The 23,806-nt window shown below is 62.6% G+C and carries 26 protein-coding genes; 19 read left to right on the forward strand and 7 right to left on the reverse strand.

Going from position 1 to position 23,806, the window contains the following annotated elements:
• Window positions 1-47: 47 nt before the first annotated feature.
• From RX331_RS13860 to RX331_RS13870, 3 genes are read left to right on the forward strand one after another with little or no spacing between them, the layout of a single operon-like run.
• On the forward strand, window positions 48-590 hold the full coding sequence (locus tag RX331_RS13860; protein ID WP_317257085.1) for an OsmC family protein: 543 nt from the start codon (window positions 48-50) through the stop codon (window positions 588-590).
• Window positions 591-625: 35 nt separating this feature from the next.
• Window positions 626-1,747: an acyl-CoA dehydrogenase family protein gene (locus RX331_RS13865; protein ID WP_317257086.1), complete on the forward strand. Its 1,122-nt coding sequence runs from the start codon at window positions 626-628 to the stop codon at window positions 1,745-1,747.
• Between the two features lie 45 nt (window positions 1,748-1,792).
• A complete protein-coding gene (locus RX331_RS13870) occupies window positions 1,793-2,668 on the forward strand; it encodes a sulfurtransferase (RefSeq protein ID WP_317257087.1) in 876 nt (291 codons plus the stop codon).
• A 57-nt stretch (window positions 2,669-2,725) separates the two neighbouring features.
• On the opposite strand, the gene RX331_RS13875 is transcribed toward RX331_RS13870, so the two are convergent.
• Window positions 2,726-3,106 (reverse strand): nuclear transport factor 2 family protein, encoded by a 381-nt coding sequence (locus RX331_RS13875; RefSeq protein WP_317257088.1) that lies wholly within the window; start codon window positions 3,104-3,106, stop codon window positions 2,726-2,728.
• Window positions 3,107-3,272: 166 nt separating this feature from the next.
• On the opposite strand from RX331_RS13875, the gene RX331_RS13880 reads away from it, so the two are divergent.
• On the forward strand, window positions 3,273-3,884 hold the full coding sequence (locus RX331_RS13880) for a hypothetical protein (protein ID WP_317257089.1): 612 nt from the start codon (window positions 3,273-3,275) through the stop codon (window positions 3,882-3,884).
• Between the two features lie 533 nt (window positions 3,885-4,417).
• Here RX331_RS13880 and RX331_RS13885 read toward each other — a convergent pair.
• Window positions 4,418-4,672 carry a hypothetical protein gene (locus RX331_RS13885; RefSeq protein WP_317257090.1) on the reverse strand — a complete coding sequence of 85 codons (255 nt, stop codon included), beginning with the start codon at window positions 4,670-4,672 and terminating at the stop codon, window positions 4,418-4,420.
• A 353-nt stretch (window positions 4,673-5,025) separates the two neighbouring features.
• Here RX331_RS13885 and RX331_RS13890 point away from each other — a divergent pair, with 353 nt between their 5' ends.
• On the forward strand, window positions 5,026-5,394 hold the full coding sequence (locus tag RX331_RS13890; protein ID WP_317257091.1) for a hypothetical protein: 369 nt from the start codon (window positions 5,026-5,028) through the stop codon (window positions 5,392-5,394).
• A 33-nt stretch (window positions 5,395-5,427) separates the two neighbouring features.
• Here the strand turns inward: RX331_RS13890 and RX331_RS13895 are convergent, their stop codons facing one another.
• Window positions 5,428-7,356 carry a sigma 54-interacting transcriptional regulator gene (locus tag RX331_RS13895; RefSeq protein WP_317257092.1) on the reverse strand — a complete coding sequence of 643 codons (1,929 nt, stop codon included), beginning with the start codon at window positions 7,354-7,356 and terminating at the stop codon, window positions 5,428-5,430.
• 167 nt (window positions 7,357-7,523) lie between these two features.
• On the opposite strand from RX331_RS13895, the gene RX331_RS13900 reads away from it, so the two are divergent.
• The 4 genes from RX331_RS13900 (at window position 7,524) to cynS (ending at window position 11,546) form a co-directional block, all read left to right on the forward strand.
• The gene (locus RX331_RS13900) at window positions 7,524-8,906 is read left to right on the forward strand and encodes a CmpA/NrtA family ABC transporter substrate-binding protein (RefSeq protein ID WP_317257093.1); all 1,383 of its coding nucleotides are present in this window, start codon (window positions 7,524-7,526) and stop codon (window positions 8,904-8,906) included.
• Between the two features lie 166 nt (window positions 8,907-9,072).
• Complete coding sequence (gene ntrB, locus RX331_RS13905; RefSeq protein ID WP_317257094.1) at window positions 9,073-9,912, forward strand: nitrate ABC transporter permease; 840 nt, start codon at window positions 9,073-9,075, stop codon at window positions 9,910-9,912.
• A gap of 153 nt (window positions 9,913-10,065) precedes the next feature.
• Window positions 10,066-10,995 carry an ABC transporter ATP-binding protein gene (locus RX331_RS13910; protein ID WP_317257095.1) on the forward strand — a complete coding sequence of 310 codons (930 nt, stop codon included), beginning with the start codon at window positions 10,066-10,068 and terminating at the stop codon, window positions 10,993-10,995.
• Between the two features lie 62 nt (window positions 10,996-11,057).
• Window positions 11,058-11,546, forward strand: coding sequence for a cyanase (gene cynS / locus RX331_RS13915; protein ID WP_057843778.1), 489 nt, complete (start codon window positions 11,058-11,060; stop codon window positions 11,544-11,546).
• Between the two features lie 155 nt (window positions 11,547-11,701).
• Here cynS and RX331_RS13920 read toward each other — a convergent pair whose 3' ends face one another.
• Window positions 11,702-12,025, reverse strand: a complete 324-nt coding sequence (locus tag RX331_RS13920; RefSeq protein ID WP_317257096.1) for a DUF1476 domain-containing protein — start codon at window positions 12,023-12,025, stop codon at window positions 11,702-11,704.
• Between the two features lie 318 nt (window positions 12,026-12,343).
• Here RX331_RS13920 and purC point away from each other — a divergent pair, with 318 nt between their 5' ends.
• The 8 genes from purC to RX331_RS13960 all read left to right on the forward strand — a co-directional run bounded on the left by purC (window position 12,344) and on the right by RX331_RS13960 (window position 18,332).
• A complete protein-coding gene (purC, locus tag RX331_RS13925) occupies window positions 12,344-13,111 on the forward strand; it encodes a phosphoribosylaminoimidazolesuccinocarboxamide synthase (RefSeq protein ID WP_171708996.1) in 768 nt (255 codons plus the stop codon).
• Between the two features lie 17 nt (window positions 13,112-13,128).
• The gene (gene purS, locus RX331_RS13930) at window positions 13,129-13,371 is read left to right on the forward strand and encodes a phosphoribosylformylglycinamidine synthase subunit PurS (protein ID WP_317257097.1); all 243 of its coding nucleotides are present in this window, start codon (window positions 13,129-13,131) and stop codon (window positions 13,369-13,371) included.
• Window positions 13,372-13,381: 10 nt separating this feature from the next.
• Complete coding sequence (locus tag RX331_RS13935) at window positions 13,382-13,615, forward strand: hypothetical protein (RefSeq protein ID WP_317257098.1); 234 nt, start codon at window positions 13,382-13,384, stop codon at window positions 13,613-13,615.
• Window positions 13,612-14,313, forward strand: coding sequence for a phosphoribosylformylglycinamidine synthase subunit PurQ (gene purQ / locus RX331_RS13940; protein WP_317257099.1), 702 nt, complete (start codon window positions 13,612-13,614; stop codon window positions 14,311-14,313). The genes RX331_RS13935 and purQ overlap by 4 nt, the downstream gene beginning before the upstream one ends.
• On the forward strand, window positions 14,310-15,275 hold the full coding sequence (locus RX331_RS13945) for a tripartite tricarboxylate transporter substrate-binding protein (protein ID WP_317257100.1): 966 nt from the start codon (window positions 14,310-14,312) through the stop codon (window positions 15,273-15,275). The genes purQ and RX331_RS13945 overlap by 4 nt, the downstream gene beginning before the upstream one ends.
• A gap of 77 nt (window positions 15,276-15,352) precedes the next feature.
• The gene (locus RX331_RS13950; RefSeq protein WP_317257101.1) at window positions 15,353-16,648 is read left to right on the forward strand and encodes a tetratricopeptide repeat protein; all 1,296 of its coding nucleotides are present in this window, start codon (window positions 15,353-15,355) and stop codon (window positions 16,646-16,648) included.
• An 86-nt stretch (window positions 16,649-16,734) separates the two neighbouring features.
• On the forward strand, window positions 16,735-17,769 hold the full coding sequence (locus tag RX331_RS13955; protein WP_317257102.1) for an ABC transporter substrate-binding protein: 1,035 nt from the start codon (window positions 16,735-16,737) through the stop codon (window positions 17,767-17,769).
• Between the two features lie 179 nt (window positions 17,770-17,948).
• Window positions 17,949-18,332 carry a hypothetical protein gene (locus RX331_RS13960; RefSeq protein WP_317257103.1) on the forward strand — a complete coding sequence of 128 codons (384 nt, stop codon included), beginning with the start codon at window positions 17,949-17,951 and terminating at the stop codon, window positions 18,330-18,332.
• 21 nt (window positions 18,333-18,353) lie between these two features.
• Here the strand turns inward: RX331_RS13960 and RX331_RS13965 are convergent, their stop codons facing one another.
• The gene (locus tag RX331_RS13965) at window positions 18,354-19,286 is read right to left on the reverse strand and encodes a DMT family transporter (protein WP_410708196.1); all 933 of its coding nucleotides are present in this window, start codon (window positions 19,284-19,286) and stop codon (window positions 18,354-18,356) included.
• Window positions 19,276-19,764, reverse strand: coding sequence for a PaaI family thioesterase (locus RX331_RS13970; protein ID WP_317257104.1), 489 nt, complete (start codon window positions 19,762-19,764; stop codon window positions 19,276-19,278). Before RX331_RS13970 ends, RX331_RS13965 begins: the two co-directional genes overlap by 11 nt.
• A gap of 162 nt (window positions 19,765-19,926) precedes the next feature.
• Between RX331_RS13970 and purL the strand changes: the two genes are divergently transcribed.
• Window positions 19,927-22,134 (forward strand): phosphoribosylformylglycinamidine synthase subunit PurL, encoded by a 2,208-nt coding sequence (gene purL / locus RX331_RS13975; protein ID WP_317257105.1) that lies wholly within the window; start codon window positions 19,927-19,929, stop codon window positions 22,132-22,134.
• A gap of 48 nt (window positions 22,135-22,182) precedes the next feature.
• Here the strand turns inward: purL and RX331_RS13980 are convergent, their stop codons facing one another.
• The gene (locus tag RX331_RS13980) at window positions 22,183-23,367 is read right to left on the reverse strand and encodes an acyltransferase (protein WP_317257106.1); all 1,185 of its coding nucleotides are present in this window, start codon (window positions 23,365-23,367) and stop codon (window positions 22,183-22,185) included.
• Between the two features lie 174 nt (window positions 23,368-23,541).
• Between RX331_RS13980 and RX331_RS13985 the strand changes: the two genes are divergently transcribed.
• Complete coding sequence (locus RX331_RS13985) at window positions 23,542-23,715, forward strand: DUF1328 domain-containing protein (protein WP_283033872.1); 174 nt, start codon at window positions 23,542-23,544, stop codon at window positions 23,713-23,715.
• The last annotated feature ends 91 nt before the right edge of the window (window positions 23,716-23,806 follow it).

A 23,806-nucleotide genomic window follows, 5' to 3' on the forward strand; every position in this document is an offset into this window, starting at 1 on the left:
AATGCAGGAAACAGAACGTTCAGTATCCTACCTCAGGGAGAGAAATGATGACCGCGGTCGCCCAGAAAACAGTGCTCACCGGCTGCCTCGCGCCGATCGACAAAGGCGGGCTCGAGCAGCTCATCGCCAACGGCAAGGCCAATCCGAAGGTCATCAAGACCTTGAAGTGCAAGACGGTCGCGGAGGGCAAGTTCCGCCACGCCAACTACATCCGCAACCTCGCGCCCTACATCGTGGACGAGCCGCCGGGCCTGTTGGGCGACGACACCGCGCCCAATCCGTCGGAGGCCTCGCTCGCCGCGCTCGGCTCCTGCCTTGCGGTCGGCCTGCATGCCAATGCCGTTCACCGCGGCTGGATCGTCAACAAGCTCGAGCTCGAACTGGAAGGCGATCTCAACATCACGGCGGTGTGGGGCACCGGCGACGTCAGCGAGAAGCCGGTCGGGTTCACCGATGTCCGCGTCAAGGTCGATATGGAATGCGAGGGCGTTGCGCCGGCCGAGATCGAGGCGCTGGTCGCACATGTCAAGAAGTGGTCGCCGGTCGCCAACACATTCATCCGCCCGGTCAATCTCGAAGTTGGGATCTGACGAACAGGCGCGTGCAAGAGGTGCGGGAGGCGAACATGGGTTCACTGGCTTTATCGCGGGTCGAAATATCGGATCAGCCCGCACCTGCGATTGTCGACGAGGTGGCGAGGATCGCGCGTCACGAGCTGGCGCCGCTGGCCCCCGCCATCGATGCCGGCTCGCACTATCCAGGCGATCTGTTGCGCCGCCTCGGCAAGGTCGGCGTCTGGGGCAGCCATGTCCCGCAGGAGGGGCCCGCCGATCTGCGCTGCGCGATCCAGTCGATGGCAGCGATCGGAGAGGTCTGCGGCGCCTCCGCCTTCATGGCGTGGTGCCAAATGACGCTGGTCTGGTACGTCGCCAATTCCACCAACCTGAAGCTCGCAAAACGCTTCGGCGACTGCTTTTCGAGCGGCAGGCTGCTCGGCGGCACCGGGCTGTCCAACCCGATGAAAAGCTTTTTCGGCATTGAGAAGCTGAAGCTGAAGGGACGGAAAGTCGAGGGCGGTTACATCGTGCGCGGCGCGCTGCCCTGGGTCTCCAACCTCGGTCCCGACCATTTCTTCGGCACCATCTTCGAGCGCGAGGACGAGGATGGTGGCACCGGGATCGTGATGTTCCTCGCCGACTGCGCTGATCCCGCGATCACGCTGCAGCCGTGCAAGCCATTCCTGGCTATGGATGGTACCGGGACCTATGCCGTGCAGTTCCGCGACGTGTTCGTGCCGGATGAACTTATTCTGGCAGAGCCGGCAGGGCCATTCGTCAAAAAAATTCGCGCCGGGTTCATTTTATTGCAGACCGGCTTGGCGCTAGGCCTGATCAAGGATTGCGTCCAGATCATGGACGAGGTCGACACGCCACTTGGCCACGTCAACCGCTATCTGCCGCAGCAGCCGCAACAGTTTCGCGAGCTCCATGCCGAGTTCGAGAAGGAGGCGATGGCGCTGGCGAGCGATCCCTACAACAGCGACGACAGCTACTGGCGGCGGGTGGTGGCGCTGCGGCTGCGCGCCGGCGATGCCAGCGTCGCGGCGGCGCATGCGGCGATGCTCCATTGCGGCGCGCGCGGCTATCTGCAAAGCCACCGCGCCCAGCGCCGGCTTCGCGAGGCCTATTTCGTCGCCATCGTCACCCCCGCCACCAAGCAGCTTCGCAAGATGCTGGACCAGCACTGACTTCCGACCGACCAACCCGCAACCCAAAAACAGGAGAGGCCTGCCATGACGGACGTTCTGATTACTGCCGGCGAACTCGCGGAATTCCTCAAGAAAGAGCCGTGTGTCGTCATCGACACCCGCAATCCCGACGCCTATGGCGCAGGCCATCTCCCCGGCGCCGTCAACGTCCATGAAATCTTCACCTATCTCGCAACCTCGACGCCGGAGGGCATTCACGAGCTGAAGACCAAATTCGCCGACGCGTTCGGCGCCGCCGGGCTTTCCGGCAAGGAGACGGCGGTTATCTACGAGCAGTCGATGAATTCCGGCTTCGGCCAGTCCTGCCGCGGCTATTATCTGCTCACCATGCTCGGCTATCCCAAGGTCAAGGTGCTGCACGGCGGCTTCGACGCGTGGACGACGGCAGGCCTGCCGGTGACGACCGATGTGCCGTCGCCGGTGAAGGCGTCGTTCGCAGTTCTGCCCGAGGCGGGAGATATTTTGATCGACGCCAAGACCATGCTCGCGGCGGTGGGCAAGCCAGGCATTGCCATCCTAGACGTGCGCGACATCGACGAATGGATCGGCGAAAGCTCGTCGCCTTACGGGAAGGATTTCTGCCCGCGCAAGGGACGCATCCCCGGCGCAGTCTGGCTCGAATGGTACCGCATGATGAAGCCGACCGCGGAAGGGCCGCGCTTCAAGTCGAAGAACGAAATCCTGGCGGAATGCGCCACCGTCGGCATCACCGAGAGCACGCCGGTCTATCTCTACTGCTTCAAGGGCGCGCGCGCATCGAACACGTTCCTCGCGCTGAAAAATGCCGGCGTGAAGGATGTGCGGATGTATTTCGGCTCCTGGAACGAGTGGTCGCGCGATCCCGCGCTGCCGATCGAGGAGGGGCTGCCGATGGAGGCGAAGCTGACCAAGGCGGCGTAACGATCTGTCCGAAGTTGCGGTCCGATCCCGCGGGATCGGACTGCGACGCCCGACGGATCAGTTCGTCCGTTCCACGAGCTTCGCACGCGAGGGTGATGGGTCGAACCGATCGGCGAAATATTGCGTTTCGTTGGCCACCAGGCCTTCGCGGAATTCCATGATGCTTACCGCGTAGGATGGGATGCCGTCATAGCTCAGCACGAATTCCGTGACCCAGAGGTCGCCGCTGCCGATGATTCGCCGGACCGTAAAACGCTTCTTGTTGGGCTGGACAAACCGGCTCTGTTGAATGTTGCGCCGGCCGCGAATCCGCTCACCCGATTGCGGATAATCAAGCACGGCATCCTCTCGGTAGATTTCATGCTCGGTCTCGAAATCGTTCGCATCCGAAGCGTCCCAATGGCGCTGCAGCGCCGTCCGCACCATCAGGTCATCCATCTCGATCTCCTGCCTGCGTTTGCCGCCATCATGCCGGGAAATTGAAGTCATTGCGCCACAGGTGGCGATCGATGCGGCGGGAGCCGATGGAACCGCGCCGCCGCGCCACTCTGGCGTTCCCGATATGCTCTGCGTATAATCGCGGCACAATCAGGTGGTCGCGCAGATGTCGAAGCTCTCACGCAAATTTGCTCTCGCATTCACGGCAACGCTGGGACTGGGCGCGCCAGCGGCCCACGCGCAGGCGGCGGTGAATTACTGGATCCCGGGTTGGCCGATGGGGTTCAGCGGCGCGGCGGGCGAGAGCCCGAACGCCTACGGCAGCTTTCCGAGCTTCGACTTCCGCGACCTCGGCAACGGCTCGTCCTATGCGCGCTACAATTTTTCGAACGGCTTTTTTGTCGGCAGCCAGCGCAACACCATGGGCTTCGGCAGTCTCAGCCAGAGTGCGTTCGGTGGTTTCGGTTCGATCTACAGCGAAGGCACGCAGTTTGGTTACAGCCTGAAGAATGCCGGCGGGCCGCCCGTCACCTTCTATGCCGGCTTCGACACGCTGAAATACAATAGCGGGATCGGGGGCACCGCGTTCGCGCCGTTCGACTCCAAGTCCGGCACGCTGCCCGTCTCCAGCGCCTATGCCGGCGTCGAATTCCAGCCGACGTCCAATCTCAGCCTCTCGCTCGGGGTGGGCGTCGTCCAGCAGACGGGCCGGATCGACAGCGAGATCAACGCGCTGCCCGGCGCGTCGTCGTTCTCGGTCGGTGGCCGCCGCTATTAGCGGGTCGATAGCTACGTCACGTCCGCTTTGATCAGGCCCAGTATTGAAGCATGTCGCACGTCGCCAGAGGCGCGGCGTCTTCGAGACAGACTCTCATAACCCGGATGCTGCAACCGAATGATCCGTCGGTGTCTCGTCGAGATTGATGCACGCAGTTCCGCGATACCGAAACGCAACAGCCGGCTACAATCAGATTTCGAAATCAGAGATGTAATGAAGGAACCTGCCAGACTCAGGTTAGTTTTCCTGCGATTGGAATCTGGCAGGGGGCTGCAATGCCATACTTCAATTTTGATCTCGTCATTGGCGCGGAATTCAAATGCCAAGGCGGCATGATCCTCGAAAATACCGAAAACGCGATCGACAAGGCTGAGAGCCTTGCGAGCGAACTTCGCATCGTACGTCCTGAGCTGTGTTCGACCGGATGGGCCGTGCGCGTCACTGACTGTGACAGTAACGAGCTCTACCGAACGCCGGTCGAGTTTATCGCACGATGCGCGCCGTAGGCGCGCCAGGCCGAATTGGCGCGCAGATCACGGCAAGGGCGCTAATTGAGTTGGTAGCACTTTCTTACCTTTGGGGCAGCCCGTCCGTCCGTTGGCGGGCTGAACCGGGGCTGAAGATCCGGCGGATTGGTTCGGATCGGATGCACTCATAAATTCGGCCACGGCCTTGTTCGACGACCATTCGACATAGCTGACAACGGCAAACGCAAGTGCGAGCAAGGCGAGAAGTTCGACCGCTACGGTGGTACCTAATCCCTGGATTTGGCTGTTGGACGAGAGCATCGCACGCCTCCCGAAACCGGGTTTTGCCAACGCCTTAGGTCAACGCGCGATTTTCAGATGTGAACTATCTCACGTCTCACGGTTACTTGATGCAGAGACGGAGCACCGGACCTTTTTTGCTTGAGCGTTCCGGTGTGCAATGAGCATCACCGGCAGCGGAGAAAGTTCAGGAGGCCCGTAATTTTGCGGAGCGCGTGCGTCAAAAACAAACGGGAAAACAACAGCGCCACGTAAACGAGAGGGCCGATCAGAAATGAGATTCCATTTTCCTCTGAATGTGGCCTGATTGGTTGCCGGAAGTTTGTGTGATTCGCGGATGCTAAGTTTGATGACAGTCCACAATGGAGGCTGCCATGAAAGCGTTCGGTCGCGTACCGGTGATCGTCGGTCTCCTTGTCTTGTTTTCCATTCGGGTTGACGCGCACGACCCGTCGATGCCGAACCACGAATGGTTCAACAAGCAGGAAATGAACCCCGCGGCTCGCCAGCGACTTGGAGTTCCCTGGAAATCTTGCTGCGACAATGGCGACGTATTCAAGACCCGTTTCAGGGTTGGCGAAGATCGCTCAGACCAGTGGCAATATTTGAAAGATGGCGAGTGGAAAATCATCCCGCCCGACATCATAAAAGAAGAAGATACTCCCGATCATCTCCCCGTGCTGTTCATTAACCGGCACACGGGAGTTGAGCTTTGCTTCTTCGTGCCGCGAGGGGGTCTCTGATGAGCCGCCGATCCGCGACAGGCCAGCCAATCTTTATACAGTGAAGGGAACCGAGCGGCGTCCATTCACAATCTCCAGCGCCTTGATGCGCGAGGCCAGGGTGGTCGGCTTGATGTCGAGCATTTCGGCCGCGCCGCCCGGGCCGAACACTTTTCCGGAGCAGGCCGCTAGCGCCGCGAGAATGTTGGCGCGCTCGTGGGCGCGCATTTCCGATGCAGTCATGACCGCGGGGCTGTCTGCTTTCACCCGTGCCGCGCTGAGAGAGAGCGGAGCGCCTTCAACATCAGGCAGGTCGATGCGCAGCCGCCCGTTCTGGGCGAGGATCGCCGCGCGCTCGATCACGTTCTGCAATTCGCGGACGTTGCCTGGCCAGTCGTAGCGTGAAAGGCGGCGCGCATCGCCTTCCGACAAGCGCAGCTCGGATTTCAGAGCCTTGCTCTCGCGGGTCAGGAAATGCTGCGCGAGCAGCGGGATGTCCTCGCGCCGCTCACGTAGTGGCACTGACTCCACCGGGAATACGTTGAGACGGAAGTAGAGATCCTCGCGAAAGCGGCCGCGTTGCACTTCCTGCTTGAGGTCGCGGTTGGTGGCGGCGATCACGCGCACGTCGACCGCGCGGGTGCGCTCCTCGCCGACGCGCTCGAAATTGCCCTCCTGCAGCACGCGGAGCAGCTTGCCCTGCAGCTCCAGCGGGATGTCGCCGACCTCGTCGAGAAACAGCGTGCCGCCATCGGCAAGTTCGAAGCGCCCGATGCGGTCGCGCATCGCGCCGGTGAAGGCGCCCCTGACATGGCCGAAGAATTCGCTCTCGAACAGTTCGCGCGGGATCGCCGCGCAGTTGACGCGGATCAGCGGGCGGTCACGGCGGCTGCTCGCTTCATGGATCGCGCGCGCGATCAGTTCCTTGCCGGTGCCGGACTCCCCCGTGATCATCACCGCGGCGGTGGTCGGTGCCACCAGCTTGACCTGCCGCAGCGTCTTTTGGATCGCCTCGCTCTGGCCGATGATCCCGCGCGGGTTGGTCTCGATGCGGATTTCTTCCTGCAAATAGGCGTTTTCGAGTTCCAGCCGCTCGCGCAGGCGGTCCACCTCGGTGAGCGCGGCGTGCAGCTTCTCGTCGGCCTCGCGCCTTTGGCTGACGTCGCGGAACACGATGACCGCGCCGACGACGACGCCGCGGTCGCGGATTGGCGTCGAGGTGTATTCGACCCAGACCGGCGTGCCATCCTTGCGCCAGAACACCTCGCCATCGACCTGGTGCACGGCGCCGTCGCGAAACGCCGCGTAAATTGGGCAGTCGTGGTCGGGATAGTGCCGCCCGTCATGATGGGTGTGATGCACGATCGGATGAATGGCCTTGCCGACCAGTTCTTCCGCGCTCCAGCCGAGCATGCGTTCGGCCGCGGGATTGACGAAGGTGGTCTTGCCTTCCGCGTTGACGCCATAGATGCCTTCGCCGGCGGCGCGCAGGATGAGCTGGTTTTCCCGTTCGATGTCCTGGAAGACGCGCTCGACGCGCTGCCAGGTCGCGATCCCGCCGCGCATATGGTCCTCGGCCGCGGCGTCGACATAGCGGCGGCGGCGGGCATCGAGGTCGCTCATGGTCAGCAGCACCAGCGCGCGGCCGTCGCCAGGGACGAGCGCGCCGGCATATTCGAGCCGCAGGTTTTGGCCGGTGGCGTGGCGCGGGGTCAGCGCGTTGGTCCAGTACGCGCCCTTGTCGAGCACCGCTTGCGTGAACACGATCAGCGCGGGGAGTTGTCCTGAGTGCAGCGTCGAGACCTTGCTCTGCCGCAGCAAACCGCGGTCGTAGCCGAGCAGGGTGCAGGCGGCCGGGTTGGCGTCGAGAATCTGGTCAGCGTGGGGATCGAGCAGCAACGCCGGCTCGATCGCGCACTCGAAGGCGGCGGCGCGCAGTTCGGCATCCTGCGGCGGGGCGGTTGAACCGAGGGCGAGATCCATCTGAATGCTACTCCGAAATCTCGTAATTAAATTACGAATTTTCGTTTATCACGAATTTTCGTAATCGCCAATCTCCGCAGAATCCTAGCGATCTCAATGCCCTCGCGACCGAACGGCGCTGGCATGTGCCTTGCTTAATTAGGATGCAACGATGCGCAGGAGGGCTGATGTCTACGTTCGACAACCCGTTCGACCCCAACCGCCGCCTTCATTCCGGGGGCTGCTCGTGTGGCCGGCATGTCAGCGAGGCCGAGCATCAGGCCGCCGAGCTGCAGATCGAGGCCACTATCGCGAACGAGCAGAAGCGCTACGAGGGCGTGGTCGCCTCCGCCGTGATGCGCGCGATGTTTCCGCAGGATGTCGCGCGGCGCGCCTTCCTGAAATCGGTCGGCGCGGCGACGGCGCTGGCGGCGGTGTCGCAATTCTTCCCGCTGAAGACCGCGACCGAAGCGTTTGCGCAAGGCGGGCCGCTGGAGAAGAAGGACCTCAAGGTCGGGTTCATCCCGATCACATGCGCGACGCCGATCATCATGGCGGCGCCCATGGGCTTCTATGCCAAGAACGGCTTGAACGTCGAAGTCATCAAGACGGCCGGCTGGGCTGTGATCCGCGACAAGACGCTCAACAAGGAATACGACGCGGCGCACATGCTGTCGCCGATGCCGCTCGCCATCACCATGGGCGCCGGCTCCAATCCGATTCCCTTCACCATGCCGGCGGTGGAGAACATCAACGGGCAGGCGATCACGCTGTCGATCAAGCACAAGGACAAGCGCGATCCGAAGAGCTGGAAGGGTTTCAAATTCGCGGTGCCCTTCGACTATTCGATGCACAATTATCTCTTGCGCTACTATCTCGCCGAGCACGGCCTCGATCCCGATGCCGACGTGCAGATCCGCGCGGTGCCGCCGCCGGAAATGGTCGCCAATTTGCGCGCCGACAATATCGACGGCTTCCTCGGGCCCGATCCGATGAACCAGCGCGCGGTATTCGACGGCGCCGGCTTCATCCACATCCTGACCAAGGATATCTGGGAAGGGCACCCGTGCTGCGCCTTCGCCGCTTCGAAGGAATTCGTCACCACAATGCCCAATACCTACGGCGCGCTGTTGAAATCGATCATCGAGGCGACCGCCTATGCGCACAAGGCCGAGAACCGCAAGGAGATCGCGAACGCGATCGCGCCGGCGAACTATCTGAACCAGCCGCCGATCGTGCTGGAGCAGATTTTGACCGGCACCTTCGCCGACGGGCTCGGCAACATCGTCAACCAGCCGAACCGCGTCGATTTCGATCCGTTCCCGTGGCAGTCGTTTGCGGTGTGGATCATGACCCAGATGAAGCGCTGGGGGCAGATCAAGGGCGACATCGACTATGCCAGCATCGCCGCGCAGGTCTATCTCGCGACCGACGCGACGCGCCTGATGAAGGAAGCCGGGCTGACGCCGCCGACGGCGACGACCAAGAGCTTTTCGGTGATGGGCAAGAATTTCGATCCGGCCAAGCCCGAGGACTATCTCGCCAGCTTCAAGATCAGGAAGGCGTCGTGATGGCAGAGGCGCAACGACGTTTGCCGCTGTCGTCCCGGCGAACGCCGGGACCCATACTCCGCGGCGTTAGTAATGAAGGAAGGTCTCTAACATCCTGCCTAAAAGAGGCGCCACGGCGTATGGGTCCCGGCGTTCGCCGGGACGACGTGCTGAGGGACTATATCCCATGAACGCCTCGCTTCGCTTCCGCGCAGCGGTCGTCTCGATCGCGCTGTTCGCCGCCTTTCTCGGCATCTGGCATCTCGCCACGCGCCCGAGCGCTGCGGCCACCAACATGTCACCGGAATACGCCAAGCTGATGGGACTGACGGCTACGCAGGGCAAATCGGCGATGCCGGGGCCGCTTGATGTCGGCGCGAAATTGTGGGAGCACCTCAAGCAGCCGTTCTACGACAAGGGGCCGAACGATAAGGGGCTCGGGATCCAGCTCGGCTATTCCATCGCGCGCGTCGGTCTCGGCTATCTGCTCGCGGTACTCATCGCGATCCCGCTCGGCTTTTTGATCGGCATGTCGCCGCTGATCAGCAAGGCGCTCGATCCCTTCATCCAGGTGCTGAAGCCGATCTCGCCGCTCGCCTGGATGCCGCTCGCGCTCTACACCATCAAGGATTCTTCGATCTCGGCGATCTTCGTCATCTTCATCTGTTCGGTCTGGCCGATGCTGCTCAACACTGCGTTCGGCGTCGCTAGCGTGCGCAAGGAATGGATCAACGTCGCGCGCACGCTGGAAGTCGGCACCGTTAGGCGTGCCTTCACCGTGATCCTACCGGCCGCGGCGCCGACGATTCTCACGGGCATGCGGATTTCGATCGGCATCGCCTGGCTCGTGATCGTCGCGGCCGAAATGCTCGTCGGCGGCACCGGCATCGGCTACTTCGTTTGGAACGAGTGGAACAACCTCTCGATCACCAACGTCATCATCGCCATCCTGATGATCGGCCTCGTCGGCATGCTGCTCGATCAGATCCTGGCGCGGTTCACGCACATGGTTACGTTTCCGGAGTGAGGCGATGGTGACGCGACAAATGCAATCGTGTCCCGAGCGCACCGCGGCGCAGCGCGCCGCCGTGCAGAACCGGGACCCAGTGCGGCAGTGTGGGTCCCGCATCTGCGGCGCACCACTGCGTGGCGCACCGCGCGCGGGACACGAGATATAGGCATGACCGACAAGTTCATTTCCATCGAAGGCATCGCGCGGCGTTATCCGGGCGCGGATGGCAAACAGACGACGGTGTTCGAGAACCTGTGGCTGTCGATGAACCGCGGCGAGTTCGGCTGCGTGATCGGCCATTCCGGCTGCGGCAAGACCACAGTGCTTAACATTCTCGCGGGCCTCGACGAGCCGAGCGAGGGCGCCGTGATCGTCGACGGACAGGCCATTGAGGGTACCAGCCTCGACCGCGCCGTGATCTTCCAGAGCCATGCGCTGCTGCCGTGGCGCACGGTGCTCGGCAACGTTGCCTATGCCGTGAGCTCGAAATGGCGCAACTGGGACCGCGCCAAGGTCAAGGCGCATGCGCAGACGTTTATCGATCTGGTCGGGCTGTCGGGTTCCGAGCACAAGCGGCCGTCGGAACTGTCCGGCGGCATGAAGCAGCGGGTCGGCATTGCACGCGCCCTGTCGATCACACCAAAGATCATGCTGATGGACGAGCCGTTCTCGGCGCTGGACGCGCTGACGCGCGGCACGCTGCAGGACGAGGTTCGCCGTATCTGCCTCGAGACCGGACAGACCGCGTTCATGATCACCCATGACGTCGATGAAGCGATCTATCTCGCCGACAAGATTTTCCTGATGACCAATGGGCCCGGCGCAGTGCTGGCCGAGATCGTCGAGAACCCACTGCCCAAGGACCGCGGCCGCATCGATCTGCACCGCCATCCACTTTACTACGCGCTGCGCAACCACATCGTCGATTTTCTGGTCAGCCGCAGCAAGACCTTTGCGGCCACCGTGACCGACCACGATCCACGCAATGTGCCGCTGGTGCGGATCGGCAAGCCGGAGCTCATCGTGGCATCGACAGGCGACGATCCTATTGAGGCGTCATGGCCGGGCCTGGCCCGACCATCCACGTCTTGCTCCTAGGCCAGCCAATAGAACGTGGATGCCCGGGACAAGCCCGGGCATACGAATAGAGGAGACCATCCATGAAACGCGAAGACCTCACCGAGAAGCTGCTCGACATCAAGCGCGAGAAGGGCTGGAGCTGGAAGCACATCTGCGAAAAGATCGGCGGCTATTCCGACGTGCTGATCGTCGGCGCCATCATGGGTCAGATGAAGCTGACCAAGCCGCAGGCCGCCAATGCCGGCGAACTGTTCGGGCTGTCGAAGGCGGAAACCGCGATGCTCAACGAGGTGCCGATGCGCGGCACCGGCACACCGATGCCGCCGACCGATCCGTTGATCTACCGCTTCTACGAAATGGTGATGGTCAACGGCCCGGCCTGGAAGGCGCTGATCGAGGAGGAATTCGGCGACGGCATCATGTCGGCGATCGATTTCGACATGGCGATCGACCGCGTCGCCAATCCGAAGGGTGACCGGGTGAAGATCACGATGTCGGGCAAATTCCTGCCGTACAAGTACTACGGCGCGAGTGGCAACGTGCCGGAATATGGGTTTAAGGAGGAATGACGTTACCGTCGCCCTGCGATGGCAATGTCATTCCGGGGCACGAAGCGAACTAAGGTGCGCGCTTGCGCACCTTAGAATCTCGAGATCCCCGGGGGTGCAATTGCACCGCTGAGGTCTGGTCCTTCTAACCATCCCGGAATGACAGTTGAAGGGCCCTAAGACCCCGCCTTTACCTGGGCGGCCGCCACCGCCATCAGCTCGTCCATCTTGGCGCGCACTTCCGGCGCCGAGATCGCGACGCCCTTGGCGGTAAAATCCCTCACCACCTTGTTCTCGACGTCCTTGTCGCCGGCTTCCTCGAAATCGGCGGCGACCACTTCCTTGGAATAGGCCGTTGCGGCATCGCCGGTCAGCCCGAGCTTTTCCGCTGCCCAAAGACCGAGCAGCCTGTTCCGGCGCGCCTCGGCCTTGAACTTCTGCTCCTCGTCGAGGGCGAACTTCTTCTCAAATCCTTCCTCGCGCTTGTCGAAAGTGGTCATTCTTCGGTTCCAATCCCCGCAAATGGTGAATGGGGCCAGCGTTGTCGCGGCCCGATCGCCTACCTAGATAGAGGGGGCGAATCGGTAAAACAACGGGCCGTTAGGCCGCAGGCAACCGGGATAAGTTGGCCCAATCGGGCCGGGTCGATTGTGCTGGATGGGCCAATCGGATAGGTTGCCGGTAGGCGAGGTTCTTGTTCTGTTTCCGGTCGCTTAGGTTCGGGATCTTGCCTTCACGGCAGCTCCGTCGTGGTCACAAACCCTTGTCATCCGGAGCACACCAATTTCATGGATTTCAACAAAACACGGTACATCCCAATGAGCCGTCGACGCCGTATTTATGAAGGCAAGGCCAAGGTCCTGTATGAAGGCCCGGAGCCCGGAACCTTGATTCAGCACTTCAAGGATGATGCGACCGCGTTCAATGCCAAGAAACACCAGGTGATCGAGGGCAAGGGCGTCCTCAACAACCGGATTTCGGAGTACCTGTTTCAGCACCTCAACGACATCGGGGTGCCGACACATTTCATCCGCCGCCTCAACATGCGCGAGCAGTTGATTCGCGAAGTCGAGATCGTGCCGCTGGAGGTGGTGGTGCGCAACGTCGCGGCCGGCTCGCTGTCGCAGCGCCTTGGCATCGAGGAGGGCACGCAGCTGCCGCGCTCGATCATCGAGTTCTATTACAAGAACGACCAGCTCAACGACCCCATGGTGTCGGAAGAGCACATCACGGCGTTCGGCTGGGCGACGCCGCAGGAAATCGACGACATCATGGCGCTCGCCATCCGCGTCAACGACTTCCTGACCGGCCTCTTCCTCGGCATCGGCATCCGCCTAGTCGATTTCAAGATGGAATGCGGCCGGCTGTTTGAAAACGAGATGATGCGGATCATCGTCGCCGACGAGATCTCGCCAGATTCGTGCCGGCTGTGGGACATCAAGTCGAACGAGAAGCTCGACAAGGACCGTTTCCGCAGGGATCTCGGTGGCCTGCTCGAGGCTTATACCGAGGTGGCGAAGCGCCTGGGCATTCTGATGGAGAACGAGCGCCCGGCCGGCACCGGCCCGGTGCTGGTGAAGAGCTGAGCTAAGGGGCAAGTCTCGTGAAGGCACGCGTTACCGTTACATTGAAATCCGGCATCCTCGATCCGCAGGGCAAGGCGATCGAAGGCGCGCTGAAATCTCTCGGCGTCGATGGCGTCGCCAGCGTCCGTCAGGGCAAGGTGTTCGACATTGAACTGGCAGGCGCCGACAAGGCCAAGGCGGAAGCGGCATTGAAGGATGCCGCCGATAAACTCTTGGCGAATACGGTGATCGAGAATTATGCGATCGAGATGAAGGCTTAGGGGCTGAGAGATGGCCGACGTGACGATGGAGCCGATGTTTGAGGTGTTGAAATCGGTCCAGGCCCGGCTTGCACAGGTGGATGGCAAGATTGATGAACTCACACAAGCAACTCAGGCCCTGCGAACATCGCAGATCAGCATTCTCCAGGAGATTTCGGGCGTGCACGCAACTCTGGTTCGCCATGAAGGTCGTCTTGATCGCATCGAGAAGCGTCTTGAGTTGAGCGACGTACCGCACACATGAAATCCGCCGTTCTCGTCTTTCCTGGAATCAACCGCGAGCGCGACATGGCGCGCGCGCTCAAGCTCGTCTCGGGTCAGGAGGCGGCAATGGTCTGGCACGCCGAGACCGAGCTGCCCAACGGCACCGATCTCGTGGTCGTGCCTGGTGGATTCTCCTATGGCGATTATCTGCGCTGCGGCGCAATTGCCGCGCGGGCGCCAGTGATGGACGCGGTGCGCAAATATGCCGATGGCGGCGGGCTCGTGCTCGGCGTCTGCAACGGCTTCCAGATCCTCTGCGAAGCGGGGCTGCTGCCGGGCGTGTTGATGCGCAATGCGCGGCTGAAATTCATCTGCAAGGACGTGCATCTGCGGGTCGAGCGCTCGGATACGCCGTTCACGCGCGGCTACAATGCCGGCCAGGTGATCCGCGTGCCGGTTGCGCATGGCGAGGGTAATTACGAGGCCGATGAAGAGACCGTGAAGCGGCTGGAAGGCGAGGGGCGCGTGCTCTATCGCTACTGCACGGCCGAGGGCGTCGTCGACGCGGAATCCAACATCAACGGCGCGGCACGATCGATCGCCGGCATCGTCAACGAGCGCGGCAACGTGCTCGGCATGATGCCGCATCCGGAAAACCACGTTGAAGACATCATGGGCTGCACCGACGGCCGTGGCCTGTTTGCGGGTCTTGCCGCGCATCTGGAAAAAGCAGCGTGAATTCATTCATTGGTAAATTGACGGTCGCGCTGGCGGCGGTGTCTCTGGCGACGACAGCGCATGCCCAGGACTATCCGAAGCGTCCCATTTCCATGATCGTGCCGTTCGCGGCCGGCGGCACCTCCGACGTGATCGCGCGCGTGGTCGCGGAAGAGATGAGCAAGTCGCTCGGACAGCCGATCGTGATCGAGAACGTCGCGGGCGCCGGCGGTTCGACCGCGCTGGCGCGGGCCGCGCGCGCAGAAGCCGACGGCTACACCATCGCCATCGGGAATGCCGGCACCAGCGCGGCGACCTATACGATCTATCCGAAGCTGCCGTTCACGCCACAATCCTTCGTGCCGATCGCGGTGGTCGCAAAGACTTTTGGCATCGTCGCGCTGCGCAAGGACTTTCCGGCCAAGGACCTGCAGGAGTTCATCGCGTTCGCAAAGAAGAATCCCGGCAAGGTCAATCTCGGCCATGCCGGCGTCGGCTCCTCGAATTACCTGATCTGCAAGAGTTTTGTGCAGGCCGCCGGCATCGAGGTCCAACTCGTCGGCTATCGCGGTGCCGCGCCGGCGCTGACGGATGCGATCGGCGGCCAGATCGACGGCGTCTGCGACAGCGCCGCCTCGGTGTCGCAGGCGATTGACGACAAGCTGGTGAGGGGCCTCGTCGTCGGATCGACGGTGCGGCTTGCAACCTTGCCCAACCTGCCGACGTCGGCCGAGGCCGGGCTCCCCGATTTCGAGGCGCAGGGCTGGAACGGCCTGTTCGCGCCAAAGGGCACGCCGCCGGCGATCGTTGCGAAACTGAACGCGGCCGCCAAGAGCGCCGTCGAGAGCGAGGCGGTGAAGACGCGCTTCCGCGATCTCTCCACCGTCGCGCCCGATGCCAACGAGCACGCCAGCGAGGTGCTTGGCCAACTGGTGACGCGCGATGTCGAAAAATACCGGAAGCTGCTGGAAGAGAAGAAGTAGCGCTCCGGCATCGCGTCAATGAAAAAGCCCCGCATCGCGGGGCTTTTTGCTATCGGCCGGTGGTTGAGCCGGGGCCGGTGGGCGAAATTGTCGAGCCGCTCGGCGACGGGTTGATATGGGTGTTCCCGGATGGGTTCACGGCACTGTTGCGTCCGGCCGCGGCGCTGCCGGCGTCATTGCTCATGCCGGTGGTTGCATTATTGCCTGCTCCACTTCCGGCGGTCGTTCCGCTGGTAGAGGATCCTGTCGCACCGCTTGCTGCCGCGCCGCCGGTGCCCGAACTGCCGCCTGATGCGCCGCCGCCCGACTGCGCGAGCGCCATGCTGCTTGTGAATACCAGCGCCGTCATCAATCCCAATGTCGCGAGTTTCATGGTTGCTCCTTTTGTGGTTCGCGTATCGGCGCAACACGATGCGCTCGCATGCGTTCCTGCGTGCGCAATCACAGATCGTTGCTGTTCCATGGAAAAACTTCGCGCTCGAAGCAAGCGCAGGTCTCGCCGCGGAAAGAGCGGAAAACGGCCATCGCCGTCCGATAGGTTTCACATTTATGACGCAACTGAAGATTGTTCGAATGAACTTGCCGCGCTATCAACCCCACTAAGGACCGTCCACTCGGTTTGCCTGGAATGTGCCATGCCCGTTGCTCTCGTTGTCTTGTTGCTCGACCTCACGCTGATCTGGCACGCGTCGAAGACCGGGCGCCTGCAGCCCTGGGCCTTCATCATCCTGATGATCCCGCTGGTCGGCGCGCTCGCCTATATCGTCGTCGAACTGATACCGGGGTGGCTTGGCAGCCCGGGCGCGCAGCAGGCGCGCAGGCGGATGGCAGAGAGGCTCGATCCGGAAAAGCGCTACCGTCAACTGACCGACCGGCTCGCTGGCAGCGACACCATCGCCAATCGCGAGGCGATTGCCGCCGAATGCCTTAGGATCGGGCGGTTCAACGAGGCCGAGCGGCATTATGAACACGTCCTCACGCTGCCGATGGGGAGAGAGCCGGCCTACGCGCTGGGCAAGGCGCAGGCGCAATTCGGTCTCACGCGTCCGGCCGACGCGCTCGCGACACTGGATGATCTGAAGAAGCACTGGTCCGATTTTGAATCGGCCGAACGCCACCTGCTGTATGCCCGGGCCCTGGTGGAGGTCGGGCGCATCGACGAGGCGCTCGACGAGTACCAGGCGCTATCTGATTATTTTCCGGGCGCCGAGGCCAGGGTGCGCTACGGCATGCTGCTGCAGATGATGGGGCGCACCGCCGAGGCGAGGGTGGTCTTCAACGAATTGCTGCTGCAGATGCGGCGGGCGCCGAAATATCTGCGCGACGCACAGGCCGAGTGGCTCTCGATCGCCGAGAAGCAATTGTCGGCGTGAGCCGCTGCCGCGTCTGGCCTGAAAATTGCTGGTGTTTCTCCTGATCCGCAATGCGGATTTTCCAATCGCTGGACGGGAGAGGCATCATGCTCATTCGCAAGCCATCCTGCATGACTGCGCTTGCGGCAGCGCTGCTGTCGTCACACGCAGCGATGGCTGAGGCGACGCTACGCATCGCCATGACGGCGTCCGATATCCCGACGGCGACGGGGCTGCCCAACAACGGCTTTGAGGGCATGCGTTTCCTCGGCTACCCGATCTTCGAAGGATTGGTGCTGTGGGACCTGACGCAAACCGACAGGTTGGCGACCTTGCGTGCGGGCCTTGCGGAGAAGTGGGAGCAGGACCCGGCCGACAACAAGACCTGGATTTTCCACCTGCGCCGCGGCGTGAAATTCCATGACGGCACGGATTTCAATGCCGATGCCGTGATCTGGAATCTCGACCGCTATTTCAACAACAACAGCCCGCAATTCGAGCCGCCGAGTTCGGCGATGTCGCGGGCGCGTGTCCCGATCATGGGGTCCTACCGGAAGGTCGATGACGACACCGTCGCGATCACCACGACCAAACCGGCCTCGGATTTCCCGTATATGGCGGTCTATCTGCTGTTCACCTCGCCGGCCTCGTTCGAGAAGGCGGGTAGGGAATGGGCCAAGGTCGCCACCCTGCCGGCGGCCGGCACCGGGCCGTTCCGCATCACGAAAGTCGTGCCGCGGCAGGAGGCGGATCTGGCGCGCTGGGACGGCTATTGGGACCCGGATAAAAAAGCCAAGGTCGACAATGTCGTGCTGATGCCGATCCCCGAGGCAAATTCACGGCTGGCCGCGCTGCGCTCCGGACAGGTCGACTGGATCGAGGTGCCGCCGCCCGACGGCCTCGCGTCGCTGAAATCGGCCGGCTTCACCATCACCACCGGCTCCTACCCGCATGTCTGGCCGTGGTTCTATAATATCGGCGCGGCGAACAGCCCGTTCAAAGACGTCAAGGTGCGGCAGGCGTTGAACTATTGCATCGATCGGGAAGGGCTGGTCTCGCTGCTCAACGGAACGGCAGAGCCCTCGGTCGGCTGGCTCAAGTCCAGCGATCCCCGGCTCCCCGGTCAATCGCTACAAGTATGACGCCGCCAAGGGCAAGGCGCTGCTGGCGGAAGCCGGCTATACGGCGGCAAAACCGCTGTCGTTCAAGGCGATGATCTCGAATTCCGGCTCGGGCAAATGCTGCCGCTGCCGATGAACGAATTCCTGCAGCAAAATCTCAAGGAGGCCTGCGGCGTCAACGTCGAATTCAACGTGATCGAATGGCAGGTGCTATTGACCGCCGCCCGCGCCACGCCCACAGCCCCACCTTGCAGGGCGCCATGGTACTCAATATCAGCTCGCCTTCCTCCGATGCCGGCGTCATGGCGCGTTATTTCTCGTCGGCCAATTTTTCGCCGAACGGCTTCAACTTCGAGCAGTGGAAGGACGACGAATTTGACGCCGCGCTGCAGACGATTTCGGAAGCCACCGATCCCGCGACGATTTCCGCCGCCTATCGCAAGGCGCATGAGCGCATCGTCGACAACCCGCCCTGGCTCTTCATCGTCCACGATCTCAACCCGCGGGCGATGAGCCCTAAGATCAAGGGGTTCGTCTCGCCGCAATCCTGGTTCGTCGATCTCACGCTGGTCGGCCTGCAATAGCTGGCGGCGTTGGTGGCGCGGTTACCGGGAAAGCAGCCGGTTGATCCATTTGCGATAGCTCGTGGCCGGAATGGTCATGGCGGCGACGCCGGCCATCACCAGCACGAGGCCGAGCGCAAGATTGGCCGGCACGGATTCGCCGAGCAGCAGCACCGACAGGCCGACACCGATCGGGATCCGCAAGTAACCTTGCGCATTGGTGGTGAGCGTGCCGAGCCGCGTCAGGCACATGTAGAACAGCATCAGCCCGAAGGCACTGGAGAAGATGCCCATCGCGACGGTGGCGGCCAGCGCTTCGGCCGTCGGCCGCAACGTCCAGGGATGATCGACGATGAGCGCCAGCGGCAGCAGGATCAGCCCGCCGAACAGTAGCGAGCCGGCGGCGACCACCATCGGATCGTATTCGGTCAGCCGCAAGCCGTAGATCGTGGCAAAGGCAAACGAGATGGTGGCGAGCAGGATGACGATCTCGGCCAGGATGTTGGCATCGAGGGTTGCGAGCGCGTCGAGGCCGATGATCGCGGCCGTGCCGGCCAGTCCCAGAATGGCGCCGACTAGCTTGAGCAGCGTTGCCGGCTCGTGCCGCGTAATGCCCCAGGTGATGAGAAAGGCGAAGATCGGCGTCGTCGAGGCCAGCACCACGGTGTTCGAGGCCGGCACATATTGCTGCGCCCATGTGATCAAGAGGAACGGGATCGTCGAATTGATGGTCTGCTGCTGCGCGAACAGCTTCCAGGCCTTGCCGTCGGTCGGGATGCGCAGGCCGCGGGCGCGCAGGATCACGAACAGGAAAGCGGCCGCCAACAGCGAGCGCGCCGAGATGAAGGTGATCGGCGGGATCGAGCTGAGGCCGATCTTGGTCAGCGGATAGGTCGAGCTCCAGCAGCCTGCCAGCGCAAGCAGCAGCAGATAGTCGCGCCAGGTGCGGCGGGGCTGTGGCGCGTCAGCTGGCAACGGCGCCAGCGTCCGCAGGCTTCTTCCACTTCACGCGCTTGATCGTGCCGGAGAAGGTGAACAGCGGCCGCTCGCCGGATTTCAGGACGCCGCGCAGGAAGATCAGCGAGCGGCCGGCGCGGGTGATCTCCCCATCGCATTCGATCAGCTCGCCCTCGCGCGCCGCATCAAGAAACTCGCAGGCGAACGCAACCGTGACGCCCGGGCCCTCCAGCACGGAGGAGGCGATCGCAAACAGGCTGTAATCGGCGAACGACATGAAGCAGCCGCCATGGACGTTGCGCTGGCCGTTGAGGTGTTTCTTCTCGACCCGGAACGCGCAGCGGACCTTCCCGTTCTCATCCATCCGGTGCCAGAAAGGGCCGGTATGGGTCTCAAAATTGTCGCGGGTCCAGGTCCGCCAACCCGCAAACTCACCCCCGGTTTCGACGTGAAGGTCGGGGCGGTTCTGAAATGCATTTTTGGGTAGTTCGTTCACGAAAAAAGGCCCTTCAACCAGATGTTTGCGCCCTTAAATCTGATCCGGGAACGATGTGCAAACGCCGATCCTGCAAGGTCCCCCTCGCAAAGCTCTGGACAGGGCCGAAATGCGCCATAAAAGGCCTTTTCGCCTCCCGTCGATCTTCCTATTAAGGCACCCATGAACGAGCCCCAGATCACTCCCGAACTCGTCGCCAGCCATGGTCTCAAGCCCGACGAGTATGAGCGCATCCTGAAGCTGATCGGGCGGGTGCCGACCTTCACCGAGCTCGGGATTTTCTCGGCAATGTGGAACGAGCACTGCTCGTACAAGTCCTCGCGCATCCATCTCCGGGGCCTGCCGACCAAGGCGCCCTGGGTGATCCAGGGCCCGGGCGAGAACGCCGGCGTGATCGACATCGGCGACGGGCAGGCGGTGGTCTTTAAGATGGAGAGCCACAACCACCCGAGCTATATCGAGCCCTATCAGGGCGCGACCACCGGCGTCGGCGGCATCTTGCGTGACGTTTTCACCATGGGCGCGCGCCCCATTGCCTGCCTCAATGCGCTGTCGTTCGGCGCGCCGGAGCATCCCAAGACCCGCCATCTGGTGTCGGGCGTGGTCGCCGGCGTTGGCGGGTATGGCAATTCCTTCGGCGTGCCGACGGTCGGCGGCCAGGTGCGCTTCCACACCCGCTATGACGGCAACATCCTAGTAAATGCGATGGCGGTCGGCCTCGCCGATGCTGACAAGATCTTCTATGCGGCGGCTTCCGGCGTGAACATGCCGATCGTTTATCTCGGCTCGAAAACGGGGCGCGACGGCATCCACGGCGCCTCGATGGCGTCGGCCGAGTTCGACGATAATTCCGAGGAGAAGCGTCCGACCGTGCAGGTCGGCGATCCCTTCGCCGAAAAGCTGCTTCTGGAGGCCTGCCTCGAGATCATGGAAAAGGGCTGTGTGATCGCGATCCAGGACATGGGTGCGGCGGGCCTGACCTGTTCGGCGGTCGAGATGGGCGCCAAGGGCGATCTCGGCGTCGATCTGATCCTCGATGATGTGCCGACGCGCGAGACCGGCATGAGCGCCTATGAGATGATGCTATCGGAAAGCCAGGAGCGCATGCTCATGGTGCTCAAGCCCGAGAAGGAGAAAGAGGCCGAGGCGATCTTCACGAAGTGGGGGCTCGACTTCGCCATCGTCGGCTACACCACGCCGAGCAAGCGTTTTGTGGTCAAGCATGGCGGCGACGTCATGGCCGACCTGCCGATCAAGGAGCTTGGCGACGAGGCGCCGGTGTATGACCGGCCGCATGTGCCGTCAGCAGCCTTGCCAGTGGTGCAGGCGCGCGAGGTGAAGCCGCCGGTCGGAATCATGCCGGCGCTGGAGAAGCTGATCGCAACGCCCGAGCTGTGCTCGAAGCGCTGGGTGTGGGAACAATACGATCACGTCATTTTGGGCAATACCGTGCAGCGTCCGGGCGGCGACGCCGCGGTGGTGCGCGTCGAGGACGGGCCGAAGGGGCTCGCGCTCACCGTCGACGTGACGCCGCGCTATTGCGAGGCTGACCCGTTCGAGGGCGGCAAGCAGGCCGTGGCGGAGGCCTGGCGTAACATCACTGCGGTCGGCGGCCGTCCGCTCGCCATCACCGACAATCTCAATTTCGGTAATCCGGAACGGCCCGAGATCATGGGCCAGTTCGTCGGCTGCCTGAAGGGCATCGGCGAAGCCTGCCGCGCGCTCGACTTCCCGGTCGTCTCCGGCAACGTCTCGCTCTACAACGAGACCAACGGCCGCGGCATCCTGCCGACGCCCTCGATCGGCGGCGTCGGCGTGCTCGATGACTTCACCAAATCGGCGACGCTGGCGTTCAAGGTGGCCGGCGAGGCGATCCTGCTGATCGGCGACACCCACGGCTGGCTCGGACAATCCGTCTATCTGCGCGATATCTGCGGCCGCGAAGAGGGCGCGCCGCCGCCAGTCGATCTTGCCGCCGAAAAGCGCAATGGCGACGTGGTGCGCGGCATGATCCGCGCCGGCACTGCGACCGCGGTGCATGACGTTTCCGATGGCGGGCTGTTGATCGCGCTCGCCGAGATGGCGATCGCTGGTGGCATCGGCGCGCAGCTCCTTGCGGCGCCAGCCTCGATCGTGCCGCATGCCTATTGGTTCGGCGAGGATCAGGCGCGCTACATTGTCACCGTGCCGGCGGCGGATGCCGGCCTCGTGCTCGCCAAGATGAAGGGCGCCGGCGTGCCCTGCGCGCGGATCGGCACCACGGGCGGCGATGCGCTCACGGCGGCCGGTGAGGGGCAGGTCGCGGTCGAGACGCTCAAGACCGCGTTCGAGCACTGGCTGCCGGCCTATATGAGCGGCAAGGCGTCGTAAGCTTGCCGTCATTCCGGGATGGTCCGAGACCCGGAATGACGGGTGAGGTCACAGCACCTTCGTCGCGCCGGGGATCTGTCGCAACGCCCGTGTCAGCGCCCAGCTGAACGCCACCGTCAGCACGAAGCCGACGGTCGCCTTCACAATCGCGGGCAGGTCATAGTCGAACAGCCAATATTGCAGCCACAGCGCGATCGGGTAATGCACCAGGAACATGCCGTAGGCGTCCGATTGCATCGGATCGAGCAGCCTGGCTGTGCCCGATTGCCTGAACCTCTGGAAAAAGGCCAGGATCAGAAACAGGATGGCGACGCTGAAGACCGCGAAACAGACGGCATAGAGTCCCTCATACCAGTTCGGCAATGGCGACGGGTTGCCCAATATTTGGCGCTTGATGAAGATCAGCGTCCAGAGCAGGCAATACGGCACGATCGCCAGCACCATCCAGTCCCAGCTCACCTTCGCCATCCGGCCGTCTGCCGAGAGCAGGCCGCGATCCATTTGCGCAACCCCGATGCCGGCGCCGAAGAAGAAGTAGCTCGCATAGAGCATGACGCGACCGTGCTGGACCGAGAACGGCCCGAACTCGAACCAACTGCTTGGCCCGTAAATCATCAGCCCGGGAACATAGAACGCGGCGGTGACGGCCAACATGACCGCGAAGAACGCGGCGGGCCGGCGGCGGCCGTACAGCGAAAGGCGATTGATCGGATCGAGCAGGTTGGGCGACAATCGGTGCAGGATGCAGGCGACCACGTCGAAGGCGAGCAGGACCCAGAGGAACCAGATCGGCCCGCTCGGCCACGGGCCCTTCGTGACCAGATTCCACCAGAATTCCGAAAAGCCCACCTCGGGATGGTGCCGGAGCGAGATGGCATAATAGGCGAGCGGAATGACCGTGAAGGCGCAGATCACGAAAGGCAGGCCAAGCCGAAGCAGGCGGTCCGCCAGATAGCTCAGCGCGCCCTTCCGTGCGATACCTGACCAGGCGAACAGCCCCGACAGGAAGAAGAACATCGCCATGAAGAAACTGTCGGTGGCGAGCACGATCATATCGAAGCCGAAGAAGGACTTCGCGTCGGTATGGCCGAAATAGGTATAGGGAATGACGGCGTGGTGGAGCAGCACCACCAGTGTCAGGAAGGTGCGGGCGCGATCGAGCGAAAGGTTTCGCGTTTTGGCTGTGGGCACGGCGCTGACGTCGGCATGCCCCACGGTGGAAATCGATGTCATACGGGCCTCCCGGCCGGGCTGTCTGGTCAAATGTTGCCGCTGGGAACCTTGATTCAGCAAGGCCGATTCGTGCCAGCTAATTCGCATGTTCGTCGCTTCGGAACCGGCGGCGCAACCCGCCGTTCTTGATGGGTCGCCATTGGGCATGGCTGTAGAGAGGCTGCGGAGCAGGCAATGACAATTCTCAAATGGGCGCTGATCTTCTTTCTGGTGTCGATCGTCGCCGGCATTCTAGGCTTTACCGGCATTTCGGCGGCTTCCGCCGACATCGCCCGCTTCCTGTTCTATGTCTTCGTCGTGATCTTCCTGGTGCTCCTGATCCTCGGGCTCACGATATTCAGAGCGTAGCTCCTGCTGTCATTCCGGGCGATGCGAAGCATCGAACTATGGGGCGCACTTGCGCCCCTGAGAATCTCGAGATTCCCCGGTGCGCAACTGC

Origin of the sequence: Bradyrhizobium sp. BWA-3-5 (assembly GCF_032917985.1) — a bacterium.
Taxonomy (GTDB): Bacteria; Pseudomonadota; Alphaproteobacteria; order Rhizobiales; family Xanthobacteraceae; genus Bradyrhizobium.